Here is a 19,302-nt window from a genome sequence, read left to right on the forward strand (position 1 = left end):
GTCATTTTTACACCTTGACTTTAAATTTAATTAATTACTTTCTTGATTTAATAAATCGTCAATTGCTTCGTCTGGAGTATTTCCTATCCCAATCGCATATGAAGAAACCCAAGAATCATCAATGAACTCTGCATCGTAATTCTCACAAACAGCAGCCCATTCGCTGCTGTAAGGATTGTATTGACTTACATAAAATTTTCTTTCATTTCGTATCATCACAGTCATTTTTACACCTCACTGTTAGTTGATGAGGATATTAAATAATAAGCATATGTTACATGTCAATATATGTTTATTAAATTTTTATTTGCTATTGTTGTATTTATTAAATATATGTATATTTCGTCTATAAAAACGAACATAAAAATGAAATGACAATAGACGAATCAATAAAAAAATATGGAAGTGCCTATGGAGTATGTAAGGCTCTAGGAGTATCTCCTCAAAATTTTACACGTTGGAAAAAACAAGGATGGATCCCCCAAGCGCAACAATTAAGATTAGAAAAAATAACTAATGGCGAATTAAAAGCCGATGAGTTTGGTCCAGATAGGAGACCGATTAAGAAGTAAAGAACTATAATAAAAATATCTATATTGTGAGCGAGAAATTATGATGTCTAAAAAAAATTATGATGCAGTCAATGAAGAAACACGAATAGCATTACTTGAGCAGTCTATCGGTTATATCTATGAATCATTACGTGATCTTAAGGATTCAATTAAATCTCTTGATTCTAAAATGGAAAGTAGATTTGATAAAGTTGATGATAAATTTGATAAAGTTGATGATGAATTTGATAAAGTTGATGATGAATTCAAGAGTATTCGACAAGAATTTAAAGACGTTCATAAAGAGATTAAACATAATCTTTTTTGGACTATTACGGCTTTTGCAGGGGTTCTAGGGCTTATTGCCCATGCGGTAAAGTGGATTTAATTATGACTTTCGTTTCAAATTAAAAAATCATCTTTTGAATAGAAGGCCATCAATGAATTTAGATAATAAGGAAAAATCAAATATTTCTCATTCTGAAATAATTCCACCAAAATTAGGAAGCAAACATTTTGGAAAAATACTGGTTCATTACAAAATTCCTCTTTATAAGTAAACAAAATGAACGACAATAACAATAATAAACATCCTAATCCTGCATTACTTGAAAGGTTTCTTTCAGTACAAGAGAAAGAATTAGTAATGCGTGGTAAAGAATTAGAAATCCAACAGCAGAATGAAAATAATGCTCACGAATATGCTAAAGCATCTTTACAGGCTAATAAAGAAGATAGGGAATTGTTAGTTGATGAGGTAATAATAGCAAACCTTAGTTAGCTGTCAATTGCTAGCTAATTTATTTATTGCTTTACCAGAATAGCTAATGTTTATATACTTCACGAATATTAACTAATACGTATTGAATATGACTATTGATGAGGCTTTAAAACATTTTAGAAGTGGATATGAGCTTTGCAAAAAAATAGGGGCTCATACTGCTGCATTCACAAGATGGAAAAAGCAAAATTTTATTCCAGTTACGCAACAGTTAAAGATCAACGAAATAACTGGCGCTAACATGCCTATTGATTTAGATAGGGAAGCAATGGAAAAAAGATTAGAAAACATTGAGAGAAAACGATGTTAGATTGGTTGTTAAAAGGAAAAATAAGAAGTATAGAGCAGCGGTTTACTGAAAAAGTCATATAATTTAATTAAGCTGTAAAGTGAGGGTATATGGCCATGACAAATAAAAAGGGCAGCACAGAAGTCAGCTATAGTGGAGACACTAGGTTGGCTCTCCTTGAGCATACTATTAATGATATCAATAAGACATTAGAGCGTTTTGAAAAGCGGTTTGATCGACTTGAAGAAAAAATTGACTCGCAGTGGGGAGCTATGAATTCTAAAATAGATTCTCAAAGTTCTTCCATAAATTCTAAAATAGATGGTCAAAATTCTTCTATAAATTCTAAAATAGACTCTCATTATCGCACTACAATAAACATGCTTCTTGGTCTTTACGGCGGCGTAATAGCTGTTCTAGTAACTGCAATAGGAAAGGCTTATCATTGGTTTTAAGGTGTATCATGACCATGAATTATCGCTTGAGTAAAGAATAATGTATTAGAAAGAGGTAATCATGATGACTAAAAAGACAAAGCAAGAATCAAGTTATAGTGATGACACAAGATTGGCATTGCTTGAACATACAATTAGTGACATCAATAAAACTTTGGAGCGTTTTGAAAAGCGTTTCGATAAACTCGATGATAAAACCGATTCGCATTTTAAATGGACGTTAATTTTATTTTTTGGTTTATATGTCAGTATTGTTGGCGCGATTATAAAGGCATCTCACCTATTCGGTTAGATTACTTTAAAAACATTTTCAGGAAATAATAAAAATAAAAGTGTAGGGACGTTAAATATTTAATGAGATTCATAATGAAAAAAACAATATTTATAGCATGTTTGGCAGCAAGTTCCTTGGCAATGGCAAATTCCACAACTTTTAATTCCAATGGAAGTATTTCTAGCACGGTCGATAATAATAATCCCTATGGTAGAAGCTCTACGACATTTAATTCCAATGGGCAAAGTTCTAGTACCTTTTCTGCAGGAAATGGTGGCTCGATAACATTCAACTCTGATGGAAGTTCCTCTAGTACTTATGCGACTAACAATCCATATGGACGAAGATAATTCATAATGGACTGCTATTTATAAATAAAAATGATCCATCCTAAATTATAAACACCTTTATCCCCAGAAATTGGGGATAAGTCTGTAAAAGAGAGGAAAGGCTTGTTAAACTTCATTTTTCCAGCTTATAAAAAAGTAACCCACCGGTTTGAGGATGCTCATTGAACATAGCCTTGGTGGGTTTTCTTAATTACATTATCGTTTATTTTAACATTTTTTTATTAGAATTATCTCTACTGCTTTGAGCAGTAAACTTCCATAACAAGTCTTTGTTATTTTTAGAGGCCATCGGCTCTAACGGTGGCCTTCTATTACTTCCACTCATCATTTGTCTCCTATCTTTCATTTGAACGCTCTTCTAACCACTGATATATCTCGTCACTTCTCCATCCAACATGGTTTGGTGAAATACGCACTCGTTTAGGGAAGAGACCTTTAGATTCCCAACGAGCCAATGAAGAGCGTGAAGGTAACGGTTTAATAGGTAGTTCTTCATAGCCAAAAACTAAAAGGGGTTTTTGCAGCATGTTTTTTCCTTTAACTTTATTAACCAAGCTAAAGTATGGCGCCGCATAAGTAATGAAGTCACGTGAAGCTATGCCCGCGAAACGTATCTAAAAATTTACTTCACTTTCAATGGTAGAAGCCAATTTTCAATAATGTGGCTTAATCCTTTGGTGAACCTCGTCTGAAAATATAAAATGTTTTTGGACTTGCATATTTTACATTTCCTACATAACATCAATTTTTTAATTAAAAAAGTTGTCTTTTAAACTATGTATTATTCAGCGAAGCTAGTTAATAGTCGTTGAGCTCTTAGATCTTATGTCTTACACTTGAAAAACAAGAAGCTTATAAAAAATACAAACATGACGGATCAAAATAACATCAAGATAAACAAGGATATACTATCATCAGTGATTAAAGGTAATCTTAGTGATTACTATAATCAACCTCTTACCCCCGATAATATCAATGTAATTGCGCAACAGCTTATTGAATCAATTGATAACTTTATAAACAAAAAGGAAGGCTAATCTTTTTTAGAAAACAACTTTGACCATTTTGATTTTTTGATTTTTTGCTCTTGAGAGGACGTTTCGACCTTTTCTTTGTGTTCTAGTAACCGTGCATGACTATTGATAGCATCAAGCATTTTCGATTTCTCTTCCGAAAAATTGTTCAATTGGTCTTTTAAAAACTCAATTTGTTTGGTTTTCTCTTTAATCATATCTAACAGATAATTATTTTTTTCTTCGAGTAGCTTTGTTGTAATTTTCTCGTCAAAATTCTCTATTTTTCCTTCGCGTTCTTGGTCTGGCAATGTCCATGGGAACACTCTAAAAAACTCTGCCTTTTCGATAAAATACTTCTTATTTTCAAGTGTTGCCGAGAGTTTGCCTGCTGTAATCATTTTAACGATTGCACGTTGCGTACATTTTAGAAGCTTTGCGGCTTCGGCAGTTGTTATCCAAGTTCTTTGATCATACATAGATTTTATTCCTCATCGTTCTTACATGTTCTTTGCAAAATTTTAATAAAAAGTTTATTTTTTGCACTTTGTATTATTAATCTTATCTTTGTTTACAAAAACTACATGATAAGAAATAAAAAATTGACAAATTCAAAAAAAAGGTTTTTATTACCTAAAAATAATATTACGAATTTATTAATTGAATTAACTATCAATATTAACTTTACTAGTTAATTATCAAAGTTAGTTTCATAAGGCAATCTTTTTATGTTACTTGATGAACTATACGCATATTATAAATCATGGACAGCATTAACTCGCGATCTTAAATTCGGGTTCAATACTTATCAGGGTTGGAGAAAGAAGGGGTATATTCCCTATGCAACGCAATTATTAATTGAAAAAAAGACGAATGGTCGTTTTAAAGCAAACGAACGTCATGCAAAGCCCCAAAGCGATTCATAATTCAATTCTATTACAAATCAATCTTGCTTAGCTGGAGATGGAGAGGTATATTGATCTCATTTCTAGCTCGCAGTTCCTTGAATGTTTAAAATCAAGTCAGCTACTAGAATTTTCTGAGTAGAGTAGAGGCATCCCAGCCCCTCTATAAAGAAACCACCGCTTGAATGCACATCCGGCAAGATCACTCATTCAAAGCGTTTATTAACTTAGGATGTGTTACGCGAATCCTCACATAACAGGCGCCACACATTCAAACCTAGTAAGGGCTTTTATGCATAACGCACACGGCAAACGCAAAAACTCCAAAGGAGGCTTTCATGTTTGGCGACAACGCATTAACCAAAAATCCAAGGAAGCTTTTATGATTAACGCAAACGCATTATACAATGAATGTGTAGTAAATCAAAATATAACTATAACACATTCATATTTCAAATCTTTATTTTCATTGTTTTTCAAATTTATTCAAACTTCATCCATTAAACCGATTCAATCCACATGCGCCAAAATTTTTACCTTTGGTATTTCTCTATTTTTTTCACTTAAGTTTTATGCCGTAAGGAAGGATTTTTTAAATGACAATTAAAAAAAATACGCCCCAATTTTTGAGGCAATCAGGTTTATCCTTTACAACTATAATTAATCAAACTATGGATATTATTGACGATCCCGCTTCACTCGGAATTTATTGTTATCTCGCATCAAAACCAGATAACTGGGAAATTAATAACAAAGAACTTCAATCGCGTTTTAATAAAGGCTTTGATTTTATTAAAAAACGTTTAGCCGACTTGAGGGAAAAAGGACTAATAAAAAAATCGGCTGTTCGAAATGAGACCACAGGTCAAATTATGAGATGGGAGATTATTCTTGTTAATTACCAGGAGGCGGAAAATCCACCTTCTAGTGAATCCAGAAAGGGTAAAACCCAGAAGGTGGATTTTCCACCCGGTGGAAAAACCGAATCTAATAATAATATAAATATAAAAATAAAAGATAATATTAATAATATAAGCGCAACTAATGCTGCACACCATTTTGTCGATAATGATTATGAGGTTCTTGATTGTGATTCCACTGATAATGCTGATTACTCCAATAATCAGACCAATGACCAAGGAACAGAGCTTAAAACCCATACGGGTAAAACAATCCCAAATAAGTCTGATTATTGTGATAATCAGACAAAATAAATCAATCGTTCAGAACGCTCATAACGTTGATTAAATACTTTATATTTGGCAACTATTATGGAGCGTTAGCATGAAAGCCCAGAAAGTCCTTGTTAATCCTTATGAAGAAAGCTGGCCTGTATTAGATAATGAATATAAACCGATTAAACCCATTACTGAATTTAACGTGTTTTAATTTAACACCAGATGGATCGGATTTTAAACGACTCTGTTTTAACATCATCGGTATCCGCATCATGCAAAAGATTCTTATTGCGTCAGGAGATAATTGTTTGGAAATAGTTGCAAAAAATTGCTTTTCAAAGCGAGCGTTGCTGAACGAACATAATGATCAATTTTTCATGGTGAATTAACGAACGTTTCCTAAGATACCCTAAAATAAAGAGATGGAGCCTTAGATGAGATTTGATGCAGCCAAGGAAGCGAGAGGCACGAGCGAGGCTGGCAGTCCATGGTCAGAACCCAGATTGGGAGCTCCGAATTATCAAAAGACTTGCCCCTGCTTCTTTCTGTAATTACGGGTGGGGTGGTTTCTCATCATCCTTTTCGTCAGGAGATTCTAATAATTTTTTTAGATCACTCAAATTCTTCTTAAACTGATTTATTTGAAGTACATTGACATTACTGCTTTCGGTAGCCACACGCTGTGGCTTTGCTAATTGCCTAGCCTCTTCCTCAGAAATAGGTGAGATGCAATCGATAGGTGCTGTGTATATAGTAGGGGTTTCGGTTTTTATTCTACTAAAGTCATGCCCGCCACCAAAGACTAATAAGACATCATTCATTCCCGCATCTTGAGCTGCTTTGATACAGTGATCAACCGCTTGTGCTTCCCGCAGAGGTCTCCATTTTTGTTCAGTTTCTTTAAGCTGCTCCATATTATTCTTTGCTGCCTCTATGTCCTCATGAAGTTGGGACCATGTATCAGGGTCTATGGAGGGATAAACTTTGGGTATTAATCCGAGAGAACATAGAATAGGTGCAGCATGATGTTTCACCAACACTTCCCTTTGCTGAGAAGTTAATTTTGCAAAATCATTGTCAAAAGTCTCCTTGCTAAAGAGACTAAGTTCTTCTTCACCAATTTCATCGTTTCCATAAGAGCGCTCATGATCAAGCCCTTCCTGAACGACAACCGCTTGAGGGTGCTTAAGAATCTCTTGCGCGACCGCGAATTGTGAAGCAGCTATTTTGGTTTTTAGGACTTGAGATGAATCAGTAAACATTGAATCTGTATGCTTATACATATCTTCTTTCGGCGCTCCATGGAGCATCTTTATATGAGTAATTACAACAGTTCGTGGATCCATAGTATTTTTCAATAATGAATTAATTTTAAATTGTATAGGTAAAATAAGATTTGTTGTCAATGTGTGCATCGAGCAGAAGATGATCGATGGTCGCGCTATCTCATGAGAGATTCCGGGACCTCCCAGTCCCCGAAATCAGCTAGGACTCCTTTAACATAGATAATCCGCTTTAAATTTTGTTTATGCTATATTTTTTGGGGAGGAATATCCGTAAAAAGAAACCATTATTTACGGGTCGAAGAGTATTATAAGAACAATTGGCATTTTAATTGCCAATCATAATTTAGATAAATCAGGGATTAGATTAGCATTTAACTTGTTTCGGGTTCATTGCAGATAATAATAAACAATTTAAAGCAATCTTATTTATTGAATAAACTCCGATAGATCCGTTTTTAAACTAAAGCGATGCTACACTAATTTAACATTTATCATCAGGACTAGATTAATAATGGGAATTATGGTTTACATCTACTCTGAAATTAAATTTACTTTATCCAGAAAACACGAACTACGATATATAAGATTGTCATCCCTATGATAGGTATAACAATAAAGGCCAAAAAGTTAAAAAAACCTATTCGATTTTCCGGAGATTGGTTATAAAATTTTTTAAAAATTTTCCATTCTCGTTTAAAAAAATTGTTTTTAGCCATTATCAAAGATCCTTAATCTTATTAATTTTAATCACTAAGAGTATACCAACCCGTGCGAAGAACTGACTAGCATAGTTTAGGAATATTCAAGTTGATAAGTTTAAAGGATACAATTTAAACTTATCATTCCCATCTTTGCTATATTAAACGTAACTCAAGTATTTTAGAGAACAAATGATCTTTGCATTTAATTTGTTCCTGCTAATAGCCGATCAGTTCATGCTATTTCTGATCAACTTAATGGTGGCAAGACATGCTGGGACATCGGCCTTTGGAGACTTTACCGTTGCGGTAAACGCCCTATTTTTAATTGGTACATTAATGACGATGGGACTGGATTCTATCGTTGCCCATTTTATACCCAAATACTATGTCAAAAAAAAGCATCTCGAAATTCACGCGCTGGCTATATCAATTAGAAACTTTCTTCAACCGATCTACTTATCGTTTTTTGTTGGTAGCCTTCTTTTAAGTTCAGCAATTATTGCACTCGGCTATTCACTTGAAGATATCCAACAATTTAATATTAGTCATCTTATAACCTTATTTCTTTGGGGCGCTATCGTTGTTTCAATTTATAACATTTATATCCAACTGTTTCGTGCGGTAGGCTTCATGCGAACGGCTGTTATCTTAAATATGTTACAAACCATCCTCTACTTTCTATTTACTGTATTTACTTACCTCTATTTCAATGACATTTTATTTCACAATAATTCTCAGTATTTTGCGCATATAATGCTGATAATTATTATTCTTAGTTATATAGTTATCGGGATATTATTTATCATAATTCACCAGAAAACAAAATTAAAGCTTCATGTTGGTCATAGGGATGATATTAAGATTAAAACAACTGCTTGGAAGAATAAAATAGTTGGCTATACCATACAAAATCTCGATCGATATGCTTTTACAGTAACACCATTATTACTTACTGAATGGTTAAAGAAAGATACCTATATTGTTGGTTTATTTTCTGCCGTAATTACAATTATTTCTTTAGGATTTGCAGCATTAAGCCCTATCAATATTTTAATAAAACCTGAAATTTCAGCTTCTTTTGCTCAGGGGAGAGAATGTCTACTAAACACTACAAAAAAATACATTTATATTTGCCTGGCAATTGCTTGTTTAATTGTGACTGTTATCGGTATTTTCGCCGAACAAATTTTATATTTATTTAAATCAAATTTTATTGAGGTATTACCTTATATCTACATCTCATTAATTAATTTAATTTGTTATGCTGTATCTATGCCTTTAACACTCATGATTCAATACTCGAGTGAAGGAAGCAAAATTGGAGCACAGTTTACAATTTATATTCTGTTGGCACAAATTGCCGCTTGCATCATTTTCATTTCTTGGCTTGGTTTAATGGGCACAATGATTTGCTACGTTGGAATTAATATTATCTACCTGATAACAGCTTTTCTCATTGCTTATAATATCTATCAACAAGAACCATTGGAAGGTCATGAAATTGTGTAGCTCATACGCTTCTTGGTACAATGAGATCTTCCTTTCTTTGGAAAAATTGTTTTATTATTAGAACGTTAATCTATTTTAATTAACCAAAGAGTATCGATAGATGAAATTTAGATCATTTGCTTTTATTTTTTTAACTCCAGGTTTTTCTTCTGAAACAAATACGATTCTTACTGAAAAGGATGGCTACCGATTTAAAGCTGTGGGTATAGACATGGGTAAAAAAGAACAAGTTATTGAGATTGCAAAGGAACTTGTTAAAGACGATTATCAGATGATTGAACTATGTGGCGGATTTGGCCCCGAATGGATACATAAAGTATCAGCAGCGTTAGATCAAAAAGTACCTGTTGGCGGTGTATTTTACGGACCGCAATTTCGCCAGCAACTAGCCGATTTATTTAAATAATTTTTGTAGTATCTTTCCTCTATCAAAAGTTTAAGTAATCTTATCTTAAGCTTTTCAATCTATAATTAATTTGTAGATCTTAATATGAGGCCTTAAAAATGGCGCTGCCTTTCTGGCCTACTATCACACTGAGTGGTTTAGATAGTATTGATGAATCAATTCAACAAGAGCATTTGGCTTGGGTGAAGAAGAATGTTCCTGTGTGTATTGATCCTCAATTAGAAAATGAACATTATTCTATCCTAAATTATCCAGAATTATGGTCTGGTGCCCGCTTTTTTGAAACTGAAATAACCACCACTGTAGATAAAAAGTCAGCTTCAGAAGAGATAACCCAGTTAATTGCAAAAGCCAAAAAGGATCATCCTGAACAAGAAGAAGAAATTAAGGCTTTTGAGAAAAAATACACAAAATACCTTACTACTTTAAAAGAGCGCTCTTTATTAAAAGCGATTCATCAAACGCTGGATAGCATTGATTGTCCCGAGGAAAGTGAGAAAGATTTTGCTTTAATTAGAGCCGAATTTCGTAAAGTTTTAGATACCTCCTCCCTGCTTAATATGCAAACCCGCTATGAGTGCTTGCAAGCGCATAAAGACATCACGTTGCAATGCTATGCCTTGCGTGATAAAGCTAACTCTGATCCACATACCAAAGAAAAAGTACAGCAACTCGAAATTCTTTCAAAGCGCCTTCTTGATATCCATTATGAAGGTGCAAAAAAAATGACTATCACAGATGCAATTGCTCAGGATGTAGCAACCACAACCTCTTTTATAGGGCTAGCTACAGCCATTCCTGCAGCGATATTAGGTATAATGGGGTTTGCCTTTCCGCCGCTACTTGTCCCTGCAGGAATTTTAGGTTCTATTAGTTTTGTTTCTTATACTTCCACTGTTATTTCAGCAATAAAAATGGCCCATGAAGCAATTGGATACGGACGTGGGCCTAATCCGAGTGATGTTAAATGGTTTGTTGCGGATGTTCTACTTTCTCCCTTAAATCTTGCTGGCGGTCTTATTTTTGCAAAGCTAGCCAATTCATTTCGCTCCCTAAAGGCAAAATCAATAATCAACACGGTGAGTGATGTTTGGAATAATGTTGTTAGTAATATTTTTCCAGATACTGTAGAAACGAAAGAAGTAGCAAGCGACATGCTCGAAGTGGGTTCGGTATTCACAGCGAAAGGACAATTAAAAAATACAGTCACGGCCACCTCATGGCAAAAAATGAGAAGTATTTTGGCTGCCTCAGATGGTGAGGCAGTAACTAAGGTAATGGATACAAAAGAAAAAATCACACTCTTAAATCAAGGAAAACAAAGACTTTCCCGAAGCAAAGAATATCGAGAAAATTATGAAGAATTAAGGACTCTTTTATCCAAGGTCGACGATGAGCCACTGTTGGAAGCACTAGAAGCTTATATCAACCTTGAAGAAGTCCAAACCAGTGTAGATAAAAACCGGTATGCCCTAGAGGCTCAAGCTAAAATCTTAGCTTTAGAAAAAATTGTAACTCTTTGCGATTCACAGCAGACCAATCCAGTGAACAATACGATTAAGAAGCTTGCAGTTAAATTGGATGAACATATCATCAAGAATTACTCTGGCTTTGAAAGTTTAAGAGAAACTGTTGCTTATGGTCGTGATTTTGCCTATGTCAGGCCAAATGGAAAAGAGCAAGAAAATAGTTTACCAGTAACAAAAAGCTACCATGGTCATATTCTTCTTTGGGATCTTGGTTTTAAAGGGTTACAAACCTCAGATCAGGCAAAAAAAATTAAAAATGCAATTATGGATTATAAACAATTGAAGCCAGACTGCGGCATTACCGATAGAATTAAGGCCTTGGAAACTATCCATTTGTATTGCCAGGAGTACCTTGATCCCTGTAACGGCAACCAAGCGAAAGGAAGATATCGTTATGTGCAAGATCTTTCCACAAACGTGACAAAAGAACTCGATAATTTAAGAGAGCTTGCAGCGGAAAGCGATCCAGAATCTCCAGTTTTAGTTGGGTTTAAAGCCCGTTGATGAATGTAAAATAATAGTTAGCCTCTTTAATCAATTGTTGAGTATAACATTTTGTGAGAAAATTTGTGCTCAAATTATAACCTTAGTCAATATAAGCGTGGAGATTTGAGCTATTTCCTCTAACATATTGATAATTAATCATTTCAAATTAATTTATTGTAATTTTTGATCAAATTAAAAAAAGTAAGAAAACCGTATTTACTCAATTGTTTGAATCGACTACCTTTTCGAGCTAGCTTGCCACTTTGCCAGCCACCGAGAAAAGCAGGAAGAAGCATTGCAACTAAAAAATACTGGTTTTTGGCAATAAGTTGTGCAAAATAATACCTGTGCTTAGTTTCATTTTTTTTAGCTAACTTAACCTTCGCCTCTAGTTCGGCTATGGATTTCAAGAGCTCTTTCCTCTGATTCACTTTCATCCCCTTCTTCAGGCGTTCTAAGGCAATCTCTTGTACGTGCAAAACTCATTTGCTTTAAGCGTTGCTTAACATCATTGATGAAATAAAAGGTTAAAGCCAAATTGAGCAATAATATTGTAATCATAGCAGTTAAAGGTTGTTTAGTTAGATGGATTATTACATAACCGATCAAGACCATTAGTGTTAGCCAAATTGTAATTGTTAGAGCTAAAAGAACAATCAAGCCAAAAAGAAAGGGTAAAAAGTTTAATCCAGCTAGTTTAGCTTCCAACTTAAATAGAGCATATATTCCTTTAGCATAATCCGTTTTACTCGAAATAAGCCCTTTAAAGTGTTCAAAAAATTTCATTATTTTTTAAGTAAAGACGATATAATAAAGCCTATACAACCTGCGATCAGTAATGAAGTGAGCGGTTTTTCTTTCACGTGTTGTACAAGATTATCTGTGCATTCTTTTACGCTATCTTGCGCATGACAGACCGTTTTTTTACTTTCCTCGTAAAATTCATTAGCCTTTTCTTTTACATGTTTATATAGCGCATCAGCGTGCTCCAGGCTTTCTTCAGCTTCTTTTTTTATTTTGTCGCCATCCACATTTAATTTAGGTGTGTTTTTTTTATCCATAGCTAAACTCCTTTGGAAGTGAATAATTGAGTAGGTTAGTGCGGCTCGATATTTGGTTCTATCTATGCCAAATAACACAACCTACTCAGAAATTGCCTCGTTGCGTTTTGAACTTGATAATATTAATTACTTAATTCTTACCAAATTGTTCACGCTCTGTGCTTCCACCTAAGGCAGTGGTAGAAGTTTCCCCTTGCATAATAGTATTCTGCACAGCATCAAAATAACCTGTACCAACAAAAGCCTGATGTTTAGTGGCTCTAAAACCAAAGGCCTCTTGAGACATCTCCTTTTGCTGCATGCGTGAGTATGCGAACATTCCCTCTTCTTTATATGCTTTAGCAATTTCAAACATACCTAAATTCAGACTATGCCAACCTGCTAGGGTAATAAACTGATATTTATATCCCATCTCAAAAAGTTGTTCTCTAAACGTCCTAAGATCTTGCTCTTTTAAATTTGCCTGCCAATTGAAAGAAGGTGAGCAATTGTAGCAAAGTATTTTTTTAGGAAATTTTTGACGGATAGCCTCCGCAAATTGACGTGCTTGTTGGATATTTGGTTTTGAGGTTTCACACCAAATCATATCCGCATACGGTGCATAAGCTAAACCTCGACTAATTGCTTGCTCAATACCGTTTTTTACATAATAAAATCCTTCAGAAGAACGTTTACCCGTCAAAAAAACACGATCGTTTTCATCAAAGTCACTAGTTATTAATGTAGCGGAATCGGCATCTGTACGCGCTATAATGAGTGTTGGGACGGCACAAATATCAGCAGCTAGTCGAGCAGCGATCAACTTTTGGATGGCCTCAGAAGTTGGGATCAAAACCTTGCCTCCCATATGTCCACATTTTTTAGCCGACGAAAGCTGGTCTTCAAAATGAACTGCTGATGCCCCTGCTCTAATCATGTGCTTCATTAATTCAAAAGCATTTAAATTACCACCAAAACCGGCTTCAGCATCAGCAATGATGGGAGCATACCATTTTGTTGAACGATCCCCATCAAGGCTATGAATTTCGTCAGTACGTACTAAAGCATTGTTGATTGACTCAACTAATTTAGGCACTGAATCTACAGGATATAAACTTTGATCAGGATACATCTGCCCTGCTGAGTTGTTATCTCCGGCAACCTGCCATCCTGAACAATAGATTGCTTTAAGACCAGCTTGCACAGCTTGGACAGCCTGGTTCCCTGTAAGGCAACCTAAAGCGGTAACAGGCGTATTCTCTTGTAACATAGACCATAACTTTTCAGCACCATATTTTGCTAAGCTATATTCTATTTTCACGGATGGCCTTAGTTTAACAACTTCTTCGGTACTGTAAGGACGCTGAATTCCTGCCCAGCGAAGATTCGATTTCCAATCTTTATTTAACTGATTAATTTGTTCTTGCTGGTTCATGTTCATGGTATTCCTTCCTTTGGTTGTTAACTAACATTGGGTATGCAGGTAGGGTTAGAAACTCATCAAAATTATCTTTTGTTATCATCCCAACAAATAATTTAAATGCATTTCCTAGTTCTGGGTCCGTCAATCCTTTTTTTGTTATTTTAGTTTTAATCTTTTCTAACTCATCTGCTGCCAAAATATCGAACAAATCTTTGTCAAATTTTCGTCCATCAGACAGACGGACGGCAAACTTTAGCCATTGCCATAATTGCGAGCGGCAAATTTCGGCAGTTGCTGCGTCTTCCATTAGATTATTGATAGGAACACAGCCATTTCCCTTAAGCCAAGAATACAGGTATTGAATACCTACGCTGATATTGTTTCTTATACCTTGCTCTGTAACTTTCCCTTCTGGAACCTTTAGTAAATCACTTTGAGTGACGTTAGGGATGGGCTGATGTTTGTGAATTTGATTTGCATCTGGCATTAACTCCTCGAATGCTTTAAGCGCAATCGGAATTAATCCTGGATGCGCAACCCAAGTTCCATCGTGGCCAGCACTGGCTTCACGTTTTTTATCAGCAAGAACCTTCTCCATAGCCTCATCGTTTGCTTTTTCATCTCCTTTAATGGGAATTTGTGCAGCCATTCCACCCATTGCATGGACACCTCTTCGATGGCAGGTTGCGATAAGTAAATGAACATAGGATTGAAGGAAATGAGTAGTCATTGTGACTTCCTGACGATCAGGCAAAACAAATTCGGAATGATTTCTGAATTTTTTAATAAAACTAAAAATATAATCCCAACGTCCACAATTTAAACCGGCTGAATGCTCTTTTAATTCATACAAAATCTCATCCATTTCAAATGCGGCACTGATAGTTTCGATTAATACCGTTGCTCTAATCGTACCGCGTGAAATATTAAGCAGTTGCTGGGCACGGCAAAATATGTCATTCCATAGTCTGGCTTCTAAATGGGATTCTATTTTTGGTAGATAAAAATAAGGCCCGCTGCCCTGCGCTATTAGTTTTCTTGCGTTGTGATAAAAAAATAGGCTGAAATCAAAAATTGATGCTGATACTGGTTGATTGTTAATCAGAACATGCGCTTCATCAAGATGCCAGCCCCGCGGTCTAACCATTAATGTTGCCGTTATCGGGTTAAGTTTATATTCTTTATCGTTTTCTGGATTTCGAAAAGCAATTGTTTTATCAACTGCATCACACAGATTAAGTTGACCTTGGATACAATTATCCCAAGTTGGCGAATTAGAATCTTCAAAATCAGCCATGAACACCTTTGCACCGCTGTTTAACGCATTGATAATCATTTTGCGATCGACAGGGCCAGTAATCTCGACACGCCTGTCGAGTAAATCATAAGGGATTTCTGCAGCTTGCCAATTTCCGGCGCGTACATGCTCCGTTTCTTTAAGGAAATTAGGATAGAGTCCTTGATCAAATTGTTTTTGTTTTTCTTGCCTTAACTTAAGAAGCTCTTTGCGGCGTGGTCCAAACTCAACCTCAAGTGTCTTAAAAAAAGCCAATGCCTCGGGAGTTAACATCCTGGCAAAATTATCATTAAGTTTTGGTATTATTGTTACATCCTGTATGATCATTATTTGACCTTATTGAGTAATATTAGTTACGCATATCATTTGCAAACACTTTAAAGGCAAGAAATATGCCATGAGTATTTATTTGAACATAGTTAAGGCAGAATGCTATCGATGTTAAGCATTTTGTCCTGGCGATGCATGTCCATTGTGATCAAAATTCACTGTGCATGCATAACGGCATGAAGCATGTTTGGGAACTTTTTTTCCATTTTTGGTCATGTCAACATCAGTATACCGACAAAGTATACTTGTTCCACGTCGATATAAATGACCAGCAGCTCCCTCTTGCTGAACCGATGAACCTGTCAAGTAATTATACAAACGTTTTGCTTCTTTACCTTTAAGAAGGAGACTGGTGGTAGTTGAGGCATGGATCGTGAAAGCAGTTAAAAGACCCACTGTAAATAAAGAAATTAATACTCGTGATTTCATCATTTGCTCCTGCAGTTAAGGAATCCTCACAAGTAATATTACATTGCTTTTACGAAAACCAATAGTCTGCTAAAGCAGTATTTTTATAATAAGATAAATGGTTATCAAAAAATGCTTTTGCTTTATCTTTTTGTTTATTGCGTGACAAACTCATGACATACGTTTGAAGGAATAACTCATCTTGGGCGTCACTTCCCCCGACTTGAAAGCATCGATCGATTATTGGCTCCATTAATTTGCAGGAAGCTCCATAGTCTTCTTGTGCAAAAGCGCCGACTGCTTTGCAGAGAGGGAGATTAACTTCACACCATAATTTTTTTGTTAACCCCGTAGGAAGGGAATGACAATATTTTGTAATTGATTCGAGTGATTGATTAACCTGCCTGTTCTCCCCTGCTTTTGCCAGGCAATAAATAAAATGAATATTATTAAATCCTGTGTATTGCTCATAGGGATGAATACCAAGATAAGGAATTATAGAGCGAAGGATTTGCATTTGTGGCAAACCAGCTATATCCATACGCCACAATAGCGAAATTGCATCAATTTGCTCACCACATGACTCTGGTAAAGTCCCGAAGATTCCATTAAATAACTGAATTGTTGCTTCCTCATTACGATTTGCTAAATAAAACAACGCCAAATGCCAAGTGTTATGGCTTTTTAATAAGGATAAGATATTATCCCAACTTGCTTTAAATTGGTTTAGGGAAGTTATTCCTTCTGCTATTGCATTCTCTAAAAGTAATACGTGAGCCAAGGTATGGTGAGCCCAAGGCGTGTTTTCATTCATTGCAATAGCTTTTTCAGCCATCGCCTTAGCTTCTGGCCTTTTTCTGCATAGCTCAAGTGCAAAGGAGTGGGTCGCTAAAAAATGAGATTCATCTTGATTCACCTGAGCTACAGACTCACATAAGCTCAAGAACCATTTCCCTTGAAAAGCCTGCCCGCTGCAATAAAAAAGCCATTCTGCAAATTTTACTGCTAAAGTATCGCGTGGAAAAAGCTTGGCAATAGCAGTAAAGATACTGAGAGCGGCTTCATAATCCAACTTAAGCCATGCAGTTATTGCTTGGTACAGTAATTTTTCACGCAAATTTGCCGATCTTAGTTGTTTTTCTGCTTTGACGAGATAGGTTGAAGCAATACTTGTCGCCTGATTTTCTTGGGCATACAAATAAAATGCTGCGGCATAAATCTGAATAAGCAAATTGTCAGGGAATTGTTTTGCAGCATTGATAATCTCTGCGGCTGATTGCCCATAGCCCAAAATTTGTTGATGAAAATGATTAATACAGTCAATAACTTCAGCTGAATTTGTGGTTACAGCTAAACCTCTTTGCGTGTCCATAGGCATGTTCGGCTAAATGTTTAAATAAATACTAGCATAGATGTTATTTACGGTTGTTAAATCATAGGGATATTCGTTTCGTCTGACCGTTTTGAATCATTACCTGCAAAAAATGTTTGATACAATTTTTTTAGCTTGCTAACTAATTGTGTATTGCCAGATGGAATGTGGGTAAAGCTCTTTAGGAAGCTGTTTGATTTGCTGTCTCTTATTAAGCGCGAATAATTTCCCCCCACGGTTAAATTTTTTATGGGCTCAATATGCGAAAATTTTTCCCCAACATGGGTTTCGATTGTGTGCAGAATTTTACTCAGTAAAAGAGGTTCAAAAGGTTTATATTTAGCGTAGTAACGAGCTATTTCAGTCGCTATGAGAAATGCCGTGTATTTTTCATTCTTCAGTGAATTTGTATATTTTGATAACTCTTTGATAAATAATCTATTATATTCAGATATCTTAGTTTGTAGCTCTTTCGAAAATTCCAAATTTAATTGATATTCTAAAGCGTTATATAAATTTGCTTCTTCTTGAATTTTACTAATTACTGTTGCTACCTCTTGTCGGTTGCCATGTATTATTTTTCCTGCTTTTACCCATAAAACAATATCACTTTCCCTTTGCTTTCTCCATGTATGGTTATACACTGCAGCCATAACTGTTTTATTGTAATAATTTGTTGCAATTTGGTCAATAATGTTGATTTGACTATGCCATTCTTCAGGAATAGGAATTGCGCCTAATGAAATGGCTTCTGTTAAGGATTGATCCCCTGCTACACCGCACATATCGGATAAACGCATAAGATTGAGTGCTAAATCATGCGAAAATCTTTTCCGATGAAATACTCTAAACTCCCTGGCATCAGGATTAAGTTTATTAAGTAAAACAGTATCTGTGGGAACTTCGGAATCTCCGGTATAAAATGAAATTTTGGAGTACCCGAGTTTTGCTAGTTCTTCTCTAAACGAATCGTCACTTAGCATTTCAAAAATAACTTTATCTTTATTATTTTTATCTGAAGCACTGACAAAATAGTTAGCATGTTGTTTGTCATTACTCGCAGCATACACGACTGCGGCCCGTTTATAACTAATTGGAAAATTATAATAAGAATAGGCGAAACTATTTTGGTTAATAAATTCAAGCTCACTTCCATCTCGTCCGGCTAAAATCTGTGATTGCAGTAAAGGATCGTTCATATCTGTAATTATTTTTCTTCTCAATTTACCTTTTTCAGATGGCTTAAGGCAGGAAAATTGTTTTAAATCTGGCTCAATCAATATACCTGGATAATCCTTACCGATATTTCCACTAAGACAAATAATTGGAGGATTGTATGGCGATTTCTCATATAAACCATACTCTCCGATGAAAATTTGAGGATGCGGCGTGCTGGGTTTGCTATAGGCTAACGAATTATCAAAAATGGCGGTTTCAATTTCTAACCAGGCTTCATTATAGAAATCTTGAGACAATTGCCAGGTACTACCCCTATCGATAAAATTGATGTTCGAATAAAGTTTGTTAGTCCAAAAATCAGAATCGATTTCCGCTATTTTTTTAAATGAACTTCCTTCACCTATAATATGTAGCGTTGCATGGGGGTATTTTTTAATTAAAAACTTAGCTATTTTGATGGCAAGACTAACATCACCATAGCCATTTTGATCAATCATGTACAAAATAATTGGACCAGCGAAATCCATTTCGATATTCCCA

At 35.2% G+C, this 19,302-nt stretch carries 23 protein-coding genes; 11 read left to right on the top strand and 12 right to left on the bottom strand.

From position 1 onward, the window contains the following. Nucleotides 1–30: 30 nt before the first annotated feature. On the bottom strand, nucleotides 31–225 hold the full coding sequence (locus LMI_RS07860; RefSeq protein WP_045099305.1) for a hypothetical protein: 195 nt from the start codon (nucleotides 223–225) through the stop codon (nucleotides 31–33). Nucleotides 226–371: 146 nt separating this feature from the next. Between LMI_RS07860 and LMI_RS07865 the strand changes: the two genes are divergently transcribed. The 6 genes from LMI_RS07865 (at nucleotide 372) to LMI_RS07890 (ending at nucleotide 2,368) form a co-directional block, all read left to right on the top strand. Beyond that, on the top strand, nucleotides 372–572 hold the full coding sequence (locus LMI_RS07865; protein WP_045099306.1) for a Cro/CI family transcriptional regulator: 201 nt from the start codon (nucleotides 372–374) through the stop codon (nucleotides 570–572). Nucleotides 573–612: 40 nt separating this feature from the next. Beyond that, a complete protein-coding gene (locus LMI_RS07870; protein ID WP_058393258.1) occupies nucleotides 613–939 on the top strand; it encodes a hypothetical protein in 327 nt (108 codons plus the stop codon). 177 nt (nucleotides 940–1,116) lie between these two features. Then, complete coding sequence (locus LMI_RS07875) at nucleotides 1,117–1,332, top strand: hypothetical protein (RefSeq protein WP_045099308.1); 216 nt, start codon at nucleotides 1,117–1,119, stop codon at nucleotides 1,330–1,332. 88 nt (nucleotides 1,333–1,420) lie between these two features. Then, entirely contained in the window at nucleotides 1,421–1,642 is a 222-nt protein-coding gene (locus LMI_RS07880; protein ID WP_045099309.1) for a hypothetical protein, read from the top strand. Between the two features lie 95 nt (nucleotides 1,643–1,737). Continuing rightward, nucleotides 1,738–2,076 (top strand): SlyX family protein, encoded by a 339-nt coding sequence (locus tag LMI_RS07885; protein WP_143001038.1) that lies wholly within the window; start codon nucleotides 1,738–1,740, stop codon nucleotides 2,074–2,076. 61 nt (nucleotides 2,077–2,137) lie between these two features. After that, nucleotides 2,138–2,368: a hypothetical protein gene (locus LMI_RS07890; RefSeq protein ID WP_045099311.1), complete on the top strand. Its 231-nt coding sequence runs from the start codon at nucleotides 2,138–2,140 to the stop codon at nucleotides 2,366–2,368. 667 nt (nucleotides 2,369–3,035) lie between these two features. Here LMI_RS07890 and LMI_RS07895 read toward each other — a convergent pair. Both LMI_RS07895 and LMI_RS07900 read right to left on the bottom strand, forming a co-directional pair. After that, nucleotides 3,036–3,227, bottom strand: coding sequence for a helix-turn-helix transcriptional regulator (locus LMI_RS07895; protein ID WP_045099312.1), 192 nt, complete (start codon nucleotides 3,225–3,227; stop codon nucleotides 3,036–3,038). 506 nt (nucleotides 3,228–3,733) lie between these two features. Beyond that, a complete protein-coding gene (locus tag LMI_RS07900; RefSeq protein ID WP_045099313.1) occupies nucleotides 3,734–4,192 on the bottom strand; it encodes a helix-turn-helix domain-containing protein in 459 nt (152 codons plus the stop codon). 249 nt (nucleotides 4,193–4,441) lie between these two features. Here LMI_RS07900 and LMI_RS07905 point away from each other — a divergent pair, with 249 nt between their 5' ends. Both LMI_RS07905 and LMI_RS07915 read left to right on the top strand, forming a co-directional pair. Continuing rightward, nucleotides 4,442–4,639: a hypothetical protein gene (locus LMI_RS07905; RefSeq protein WP_045099314.1), complete on the top strand. Its 198-nt coding sequence runs from the start codon at nucleotides 4,442–4,444 to the stop codon at nucleotides 4,637–4,639. A gap of 575 nt (nucleotides 4,640–5,214) precedes the next feature. After that, complete coding sequence (locus LMI_RS07915; RefSeq protein ID WP_045099316.1) at nucleotides 5,215–5,832, top strand: hypothetical protein; 618 nt, start codon at nucleotides 5,215–5,217, stop codon at nucleotides 5,830–5,832. Nucleotides 5,833–6,347: 515 nt separating this feature from the next. Here the strand turns inward: LMI_RS07915 and LMI_RS07920 are convergent. Continuing rightward, complete coding sequence (locus tag LMI_RS07920) at nucleotides 6,348–7,079, bottom strand: hypothetical protein (protein WP_156875417.1); 732 nt, start codon at nucleotides 7,077–7,079, stop codon at nucleotides 6,348–6,350. 893 nt (nucleotides 7,080–7,972) lie between these two features. Between LMI_RS07920 and LMI_RS07925 the strand changes: the two genes are divergently transcribed. The 3 genes from LMI_RS07925 (at nucleotide 7,973) to LMI_RS07935 (ending at nucleotide 11,731) form a co-directional block, all read left to right on the top strand. Next, entirely contained in the window at nucleotides 7,973–9,292 is a 1,320-nt protein-coding gene (locus tag LMI_RS07925) for a lipopolysaccharide biosynthesis protein (protein WP_045099318.1), read from the top strand. A gap of 100 nt (nucleotides 9,293–9,392) precedes the next feature. After that, nucleotides 9,393–9,698 (top strand): DUF6506 family protein, encoded by a 306-nt coding sequence (locus LMI_RS07930; protein ID WP_045099319.1) that lies wholly within the window; start codon nucleotides 9,393–9,395, stop codon nucleotides 9,696–9,698. Nucleotides 9,699–9,796: 98 nt separating this feature from the next. After that, entirely contained in the window at nucleotides 9,797–11,731 is a 1,935-nt protein-coding gene (locus LMI_RS07935; protein ID WP_052679494.1) for a hypothetical protein, read from the top strand. Nucleotides 11,732–11,874: 143 nt separating this feature from the next. On the opposite strand, the gene LMI_RS07940 is transcribed toward LMI_RS07935, so the two are convergent. From LMI_RS07940 to LMI_RS07975, 8 genes are all read right to left on the bottom strand, one after another. Further along, nucleotides 11,875–12,123 carry a hypothetical protein gene (locus tag LMI_RS07940; RefSeq protein WP_045099320.1) on the bottom strand — a complete coding sequence of 83 codons (249 nt, stop codon included), beginning with the start codon at nucleotides 12,121–12,123 and terminating at the stop codon, nucleotides 11,875–11,877. Beyond that, entirely contained in the window at nucleotides 12,089–12,499 is a 411-nt protein-coding gene (locus LMI_RS07945) for a hypothetical protein (protein ID WP_045099321.1), read from the bottom strand. Before LMI_RS07945 ends, LMI_RS07940 begins: the two co-directional genes overlap by 35 nt. Further along, a complete protein-coding gene (locus tag LMI_RS07950; protein ID WP_052679495.1) occupies nucleotides 12,499–12,774 on the bottom strand; it encodes a hypothetical protein in 276 nt (91 codons plus the stop codon). Before LMI_RS07950 ends, LMI_RS07945 begins: the two co-directional genes overlap by 1 nt. A gap of 130 nt (nucleotides 12,775–12,904) precedes the next feature. Beyond that, the gene (aceA, locus tag LMI_RS07955) at nucleotides 12,905–14,194 is read right to left on the bottom strand and encodes an isocitrate lyase (RefSeq protein WP_197540456.1); all 1,290 of its coding nucleotides are present in this window, start codon (nucleotides 14,192–14,194) and stop codon (nucleotides 12,905–12,907) included. Continuing rightward, a complete protein-coding gene (aceB, locus tag LMI_RS07960; protein WP_045099322.1) occupies nucleotides 14,166–15,800 on the bottom strand; it encodes a malate synthase A in 1,635 nt (544 codons plus the stop codon). The genes aceA and aceB overlap by 29 nt, the downstream gene beginning before the upstream one ends. Before the next feature lie 114 nt (nucleotides 15,801–15,914). Continuing rightward, the gene (locus tag LMI_RS07965; protein WP_231852111.1) at nucleotides 15,915–16,235 is read right to left on the bottom strand and encodes a hypothetical protein; all 321 of its coding nucleotides are present in this window, start codon (nucleotides 16,233–16,235) and stop codon (nucleotides 15,915–15,917) included. Nucleotides 16,236–16,281: 46 nt separating this feature from the next. Beyond that, nucleotides 16,282–17,583, bottom strand: coding sequence for a tetratricopeptide repeat protein (locus tag LMI_RS07970; protein ID WP_045100653.1), 1,302 nt, complete (start codon nucleotides 17,581–17,583; stop codon nucleotides 16,282–16,284). A 56-nt stretch (nucleotides 17,584–17,639) separates the two neighbouring features. After that, nucleotides 17,640–19,289, bottom strand: a complete 1,650-nt coding sequence (locus LMI_RS07975) for a glycosyltransferase family protein (RefSeq protein WP_052679496.1) — start codon at nucleotides 19,287–19,289, stop codon at nucleotides 17,640–17,642. Nucleotides 19,290–19,302 lie beyond the last annotated feature (13 nt).

Source organism: Legionella micdadei, from assembly GCF_000953635.1.
Lineage (GTDB): Bacteria > Pseudomonadota > Gammaproteobacteria > Legionellales > Legionellaceae > Tatlockia > Tatlockia micdadei.

Excerpts from the sequence above, each read along its gene's own strand:
- aceB (WP_045099322.1), bottom strand. The coding sequence starts at position 15,800 with ATGATCATACAGGATGTAACAATAATACCAAAACTTAATGATAATTTT.
- LMI_RS07920 (WP_156875417.1), bottom strand. The coding sequence starts at position 7,079 with ATGTATAAGCATACAGATTCAATGTTTACTGATTCATCTCAAGTCCTA.
- LMI_RS07935 (WP_052679494.1), top strand. The coding sequence starts at position 9,797 with ATGGCGCTGCCTTTCTGGCCTACTATCACACTGAGTGGTTTAGATAGT.
- LMI_RS07860 (WP_045099305.1), bottom strand. The coding sequence starts at position 225 with ATGACTGTGATGATACGAAATGAAAGAAAATTTTATGTAAGTCAATAC.
- LMI_RS07880 (WP_045099309.1), top strand. The coding sequence starts at position 1,421 with ATGACTATTGATGAGGCTTTAAAACATTTTAGAAGTGGATATGAGCTT.
- LMI_RS07950 (WP_052679495.1), bottom strand. The coding sequence starts at position 12,774 with ATGGATAAAAAAAACACACCTAAATTAAATGTGGATGGCGACAAAATA.
- LMI_RS07875 (WP_045099308.1), top strand. The coding sequence starts at position 1,117 with ATGAACGACAATAACAATAATAAACATCCTAATCCTGCATTACTTGAA.
- LMI_RS07915 (WP_045099316.1), top strand. The coding sequence starts at position 5,215 with ATGACAATTAAAAAAAATACGCCCCAATTTTTGAGGCAATCAGGTTTA.
- LMI_RS07890 (WP_045099311.1), top strand. The coding sequence starts at position 2,138 with ATGATGACTAAAAAGACAAAGCAAGAATCAAGTTATAGTGATGACACA.
- LMI_RS07930 (WP_045099319.1), top strand. The coding sequence starts at position 9,393 with ATGAAATTTAGATCATTTGCTTTTATTTTTTTAACTCCAGGTTTTTCT.
- LMI_RS07970 (WP_045100653.1), bottom strand. The coding sequence starts at position 17,583 with ATGGACACGCAAAGAGGTTTAGCTGTAACCACAAATTCAGCTGAAGTT.
- LMI_RS07870 (WP_058393258.1), top strand. The coding sequence starts at position 613 with ATGATGTCTAAAAAAAATTATGATGCAGTCAATGAAGAAACACGAATA.
- aceA (WP_197540456.1), bottom strand. The coding sequence starts at position 14,194 with ATGAACATGAACCAGCAAGAACAAATTAATCAGTTAAATAAAGATTGG.
- LMI_RS07895 (WP_045099312.1), bottom strand. The coding sequence starts at position 3,227 with ATGCTGCAAAAACCCCTTTTAGTTTTTGGCTATGAAGAACTACCTATT.
- LMI_RS07975 (WP_052679496.1), bottom strand. The coding sequence starts at position 19,289 with ATGGATTTCGCTGGTCCAATTATTTTGTACATGATTGATCAAAATGGC.
- LMI_RS07885 (WP_143001038.1), top strand. The coding sequence starts at position 1,738 with ATGACAAATAAAAAGGGCAGCACAGAAGTCAGCTATAGTGGAGACACT.
- LMI_RS07900 (WP_045099313.1), bottom strand. The coding sequence starts at position 4,192 with ATGTATGATCAAAGAACTTGGATAACAACTGCCGAAGCCGCAAAGCTT.
- LMI_RS07945 (WP_045099321.1), bottom strand. The coding sequence starts at position 12,499 with ATGAAATTTTTTGAACACTTTAAAGGGCTTATTTCGAGTAAAACGGAT.
- LMI_RS07905 (WP_045099314.1), top strand. The coding sequence starts at position 4,442 with ATGTTACTTGATGAACTATACGCATATTATAAATCATGGACAGCATTA.
- LMI_RS07965 (WP_231852111.1), bottom strand. The coding sequence starts at position 16,235 with ATGATGAAATCACGAGTATTAATTTCTTTATTTACAGTGGGTCTTTTA.
- LMI_RS07925 (WP_045099318.1), top strand. The coding sequence starts at position 7,973 with ATGATCTTTGCATTTAATTTGTTCCTGCTAATAGCCGATCAGTTCATG.
- LMI_RS07865 (WP_045099306.1), top strand. The coding sequence starts at position 372 with ATGACAATAGACGAATCAATAAAAAAATATGGAAGTGCCTATGGAGTA.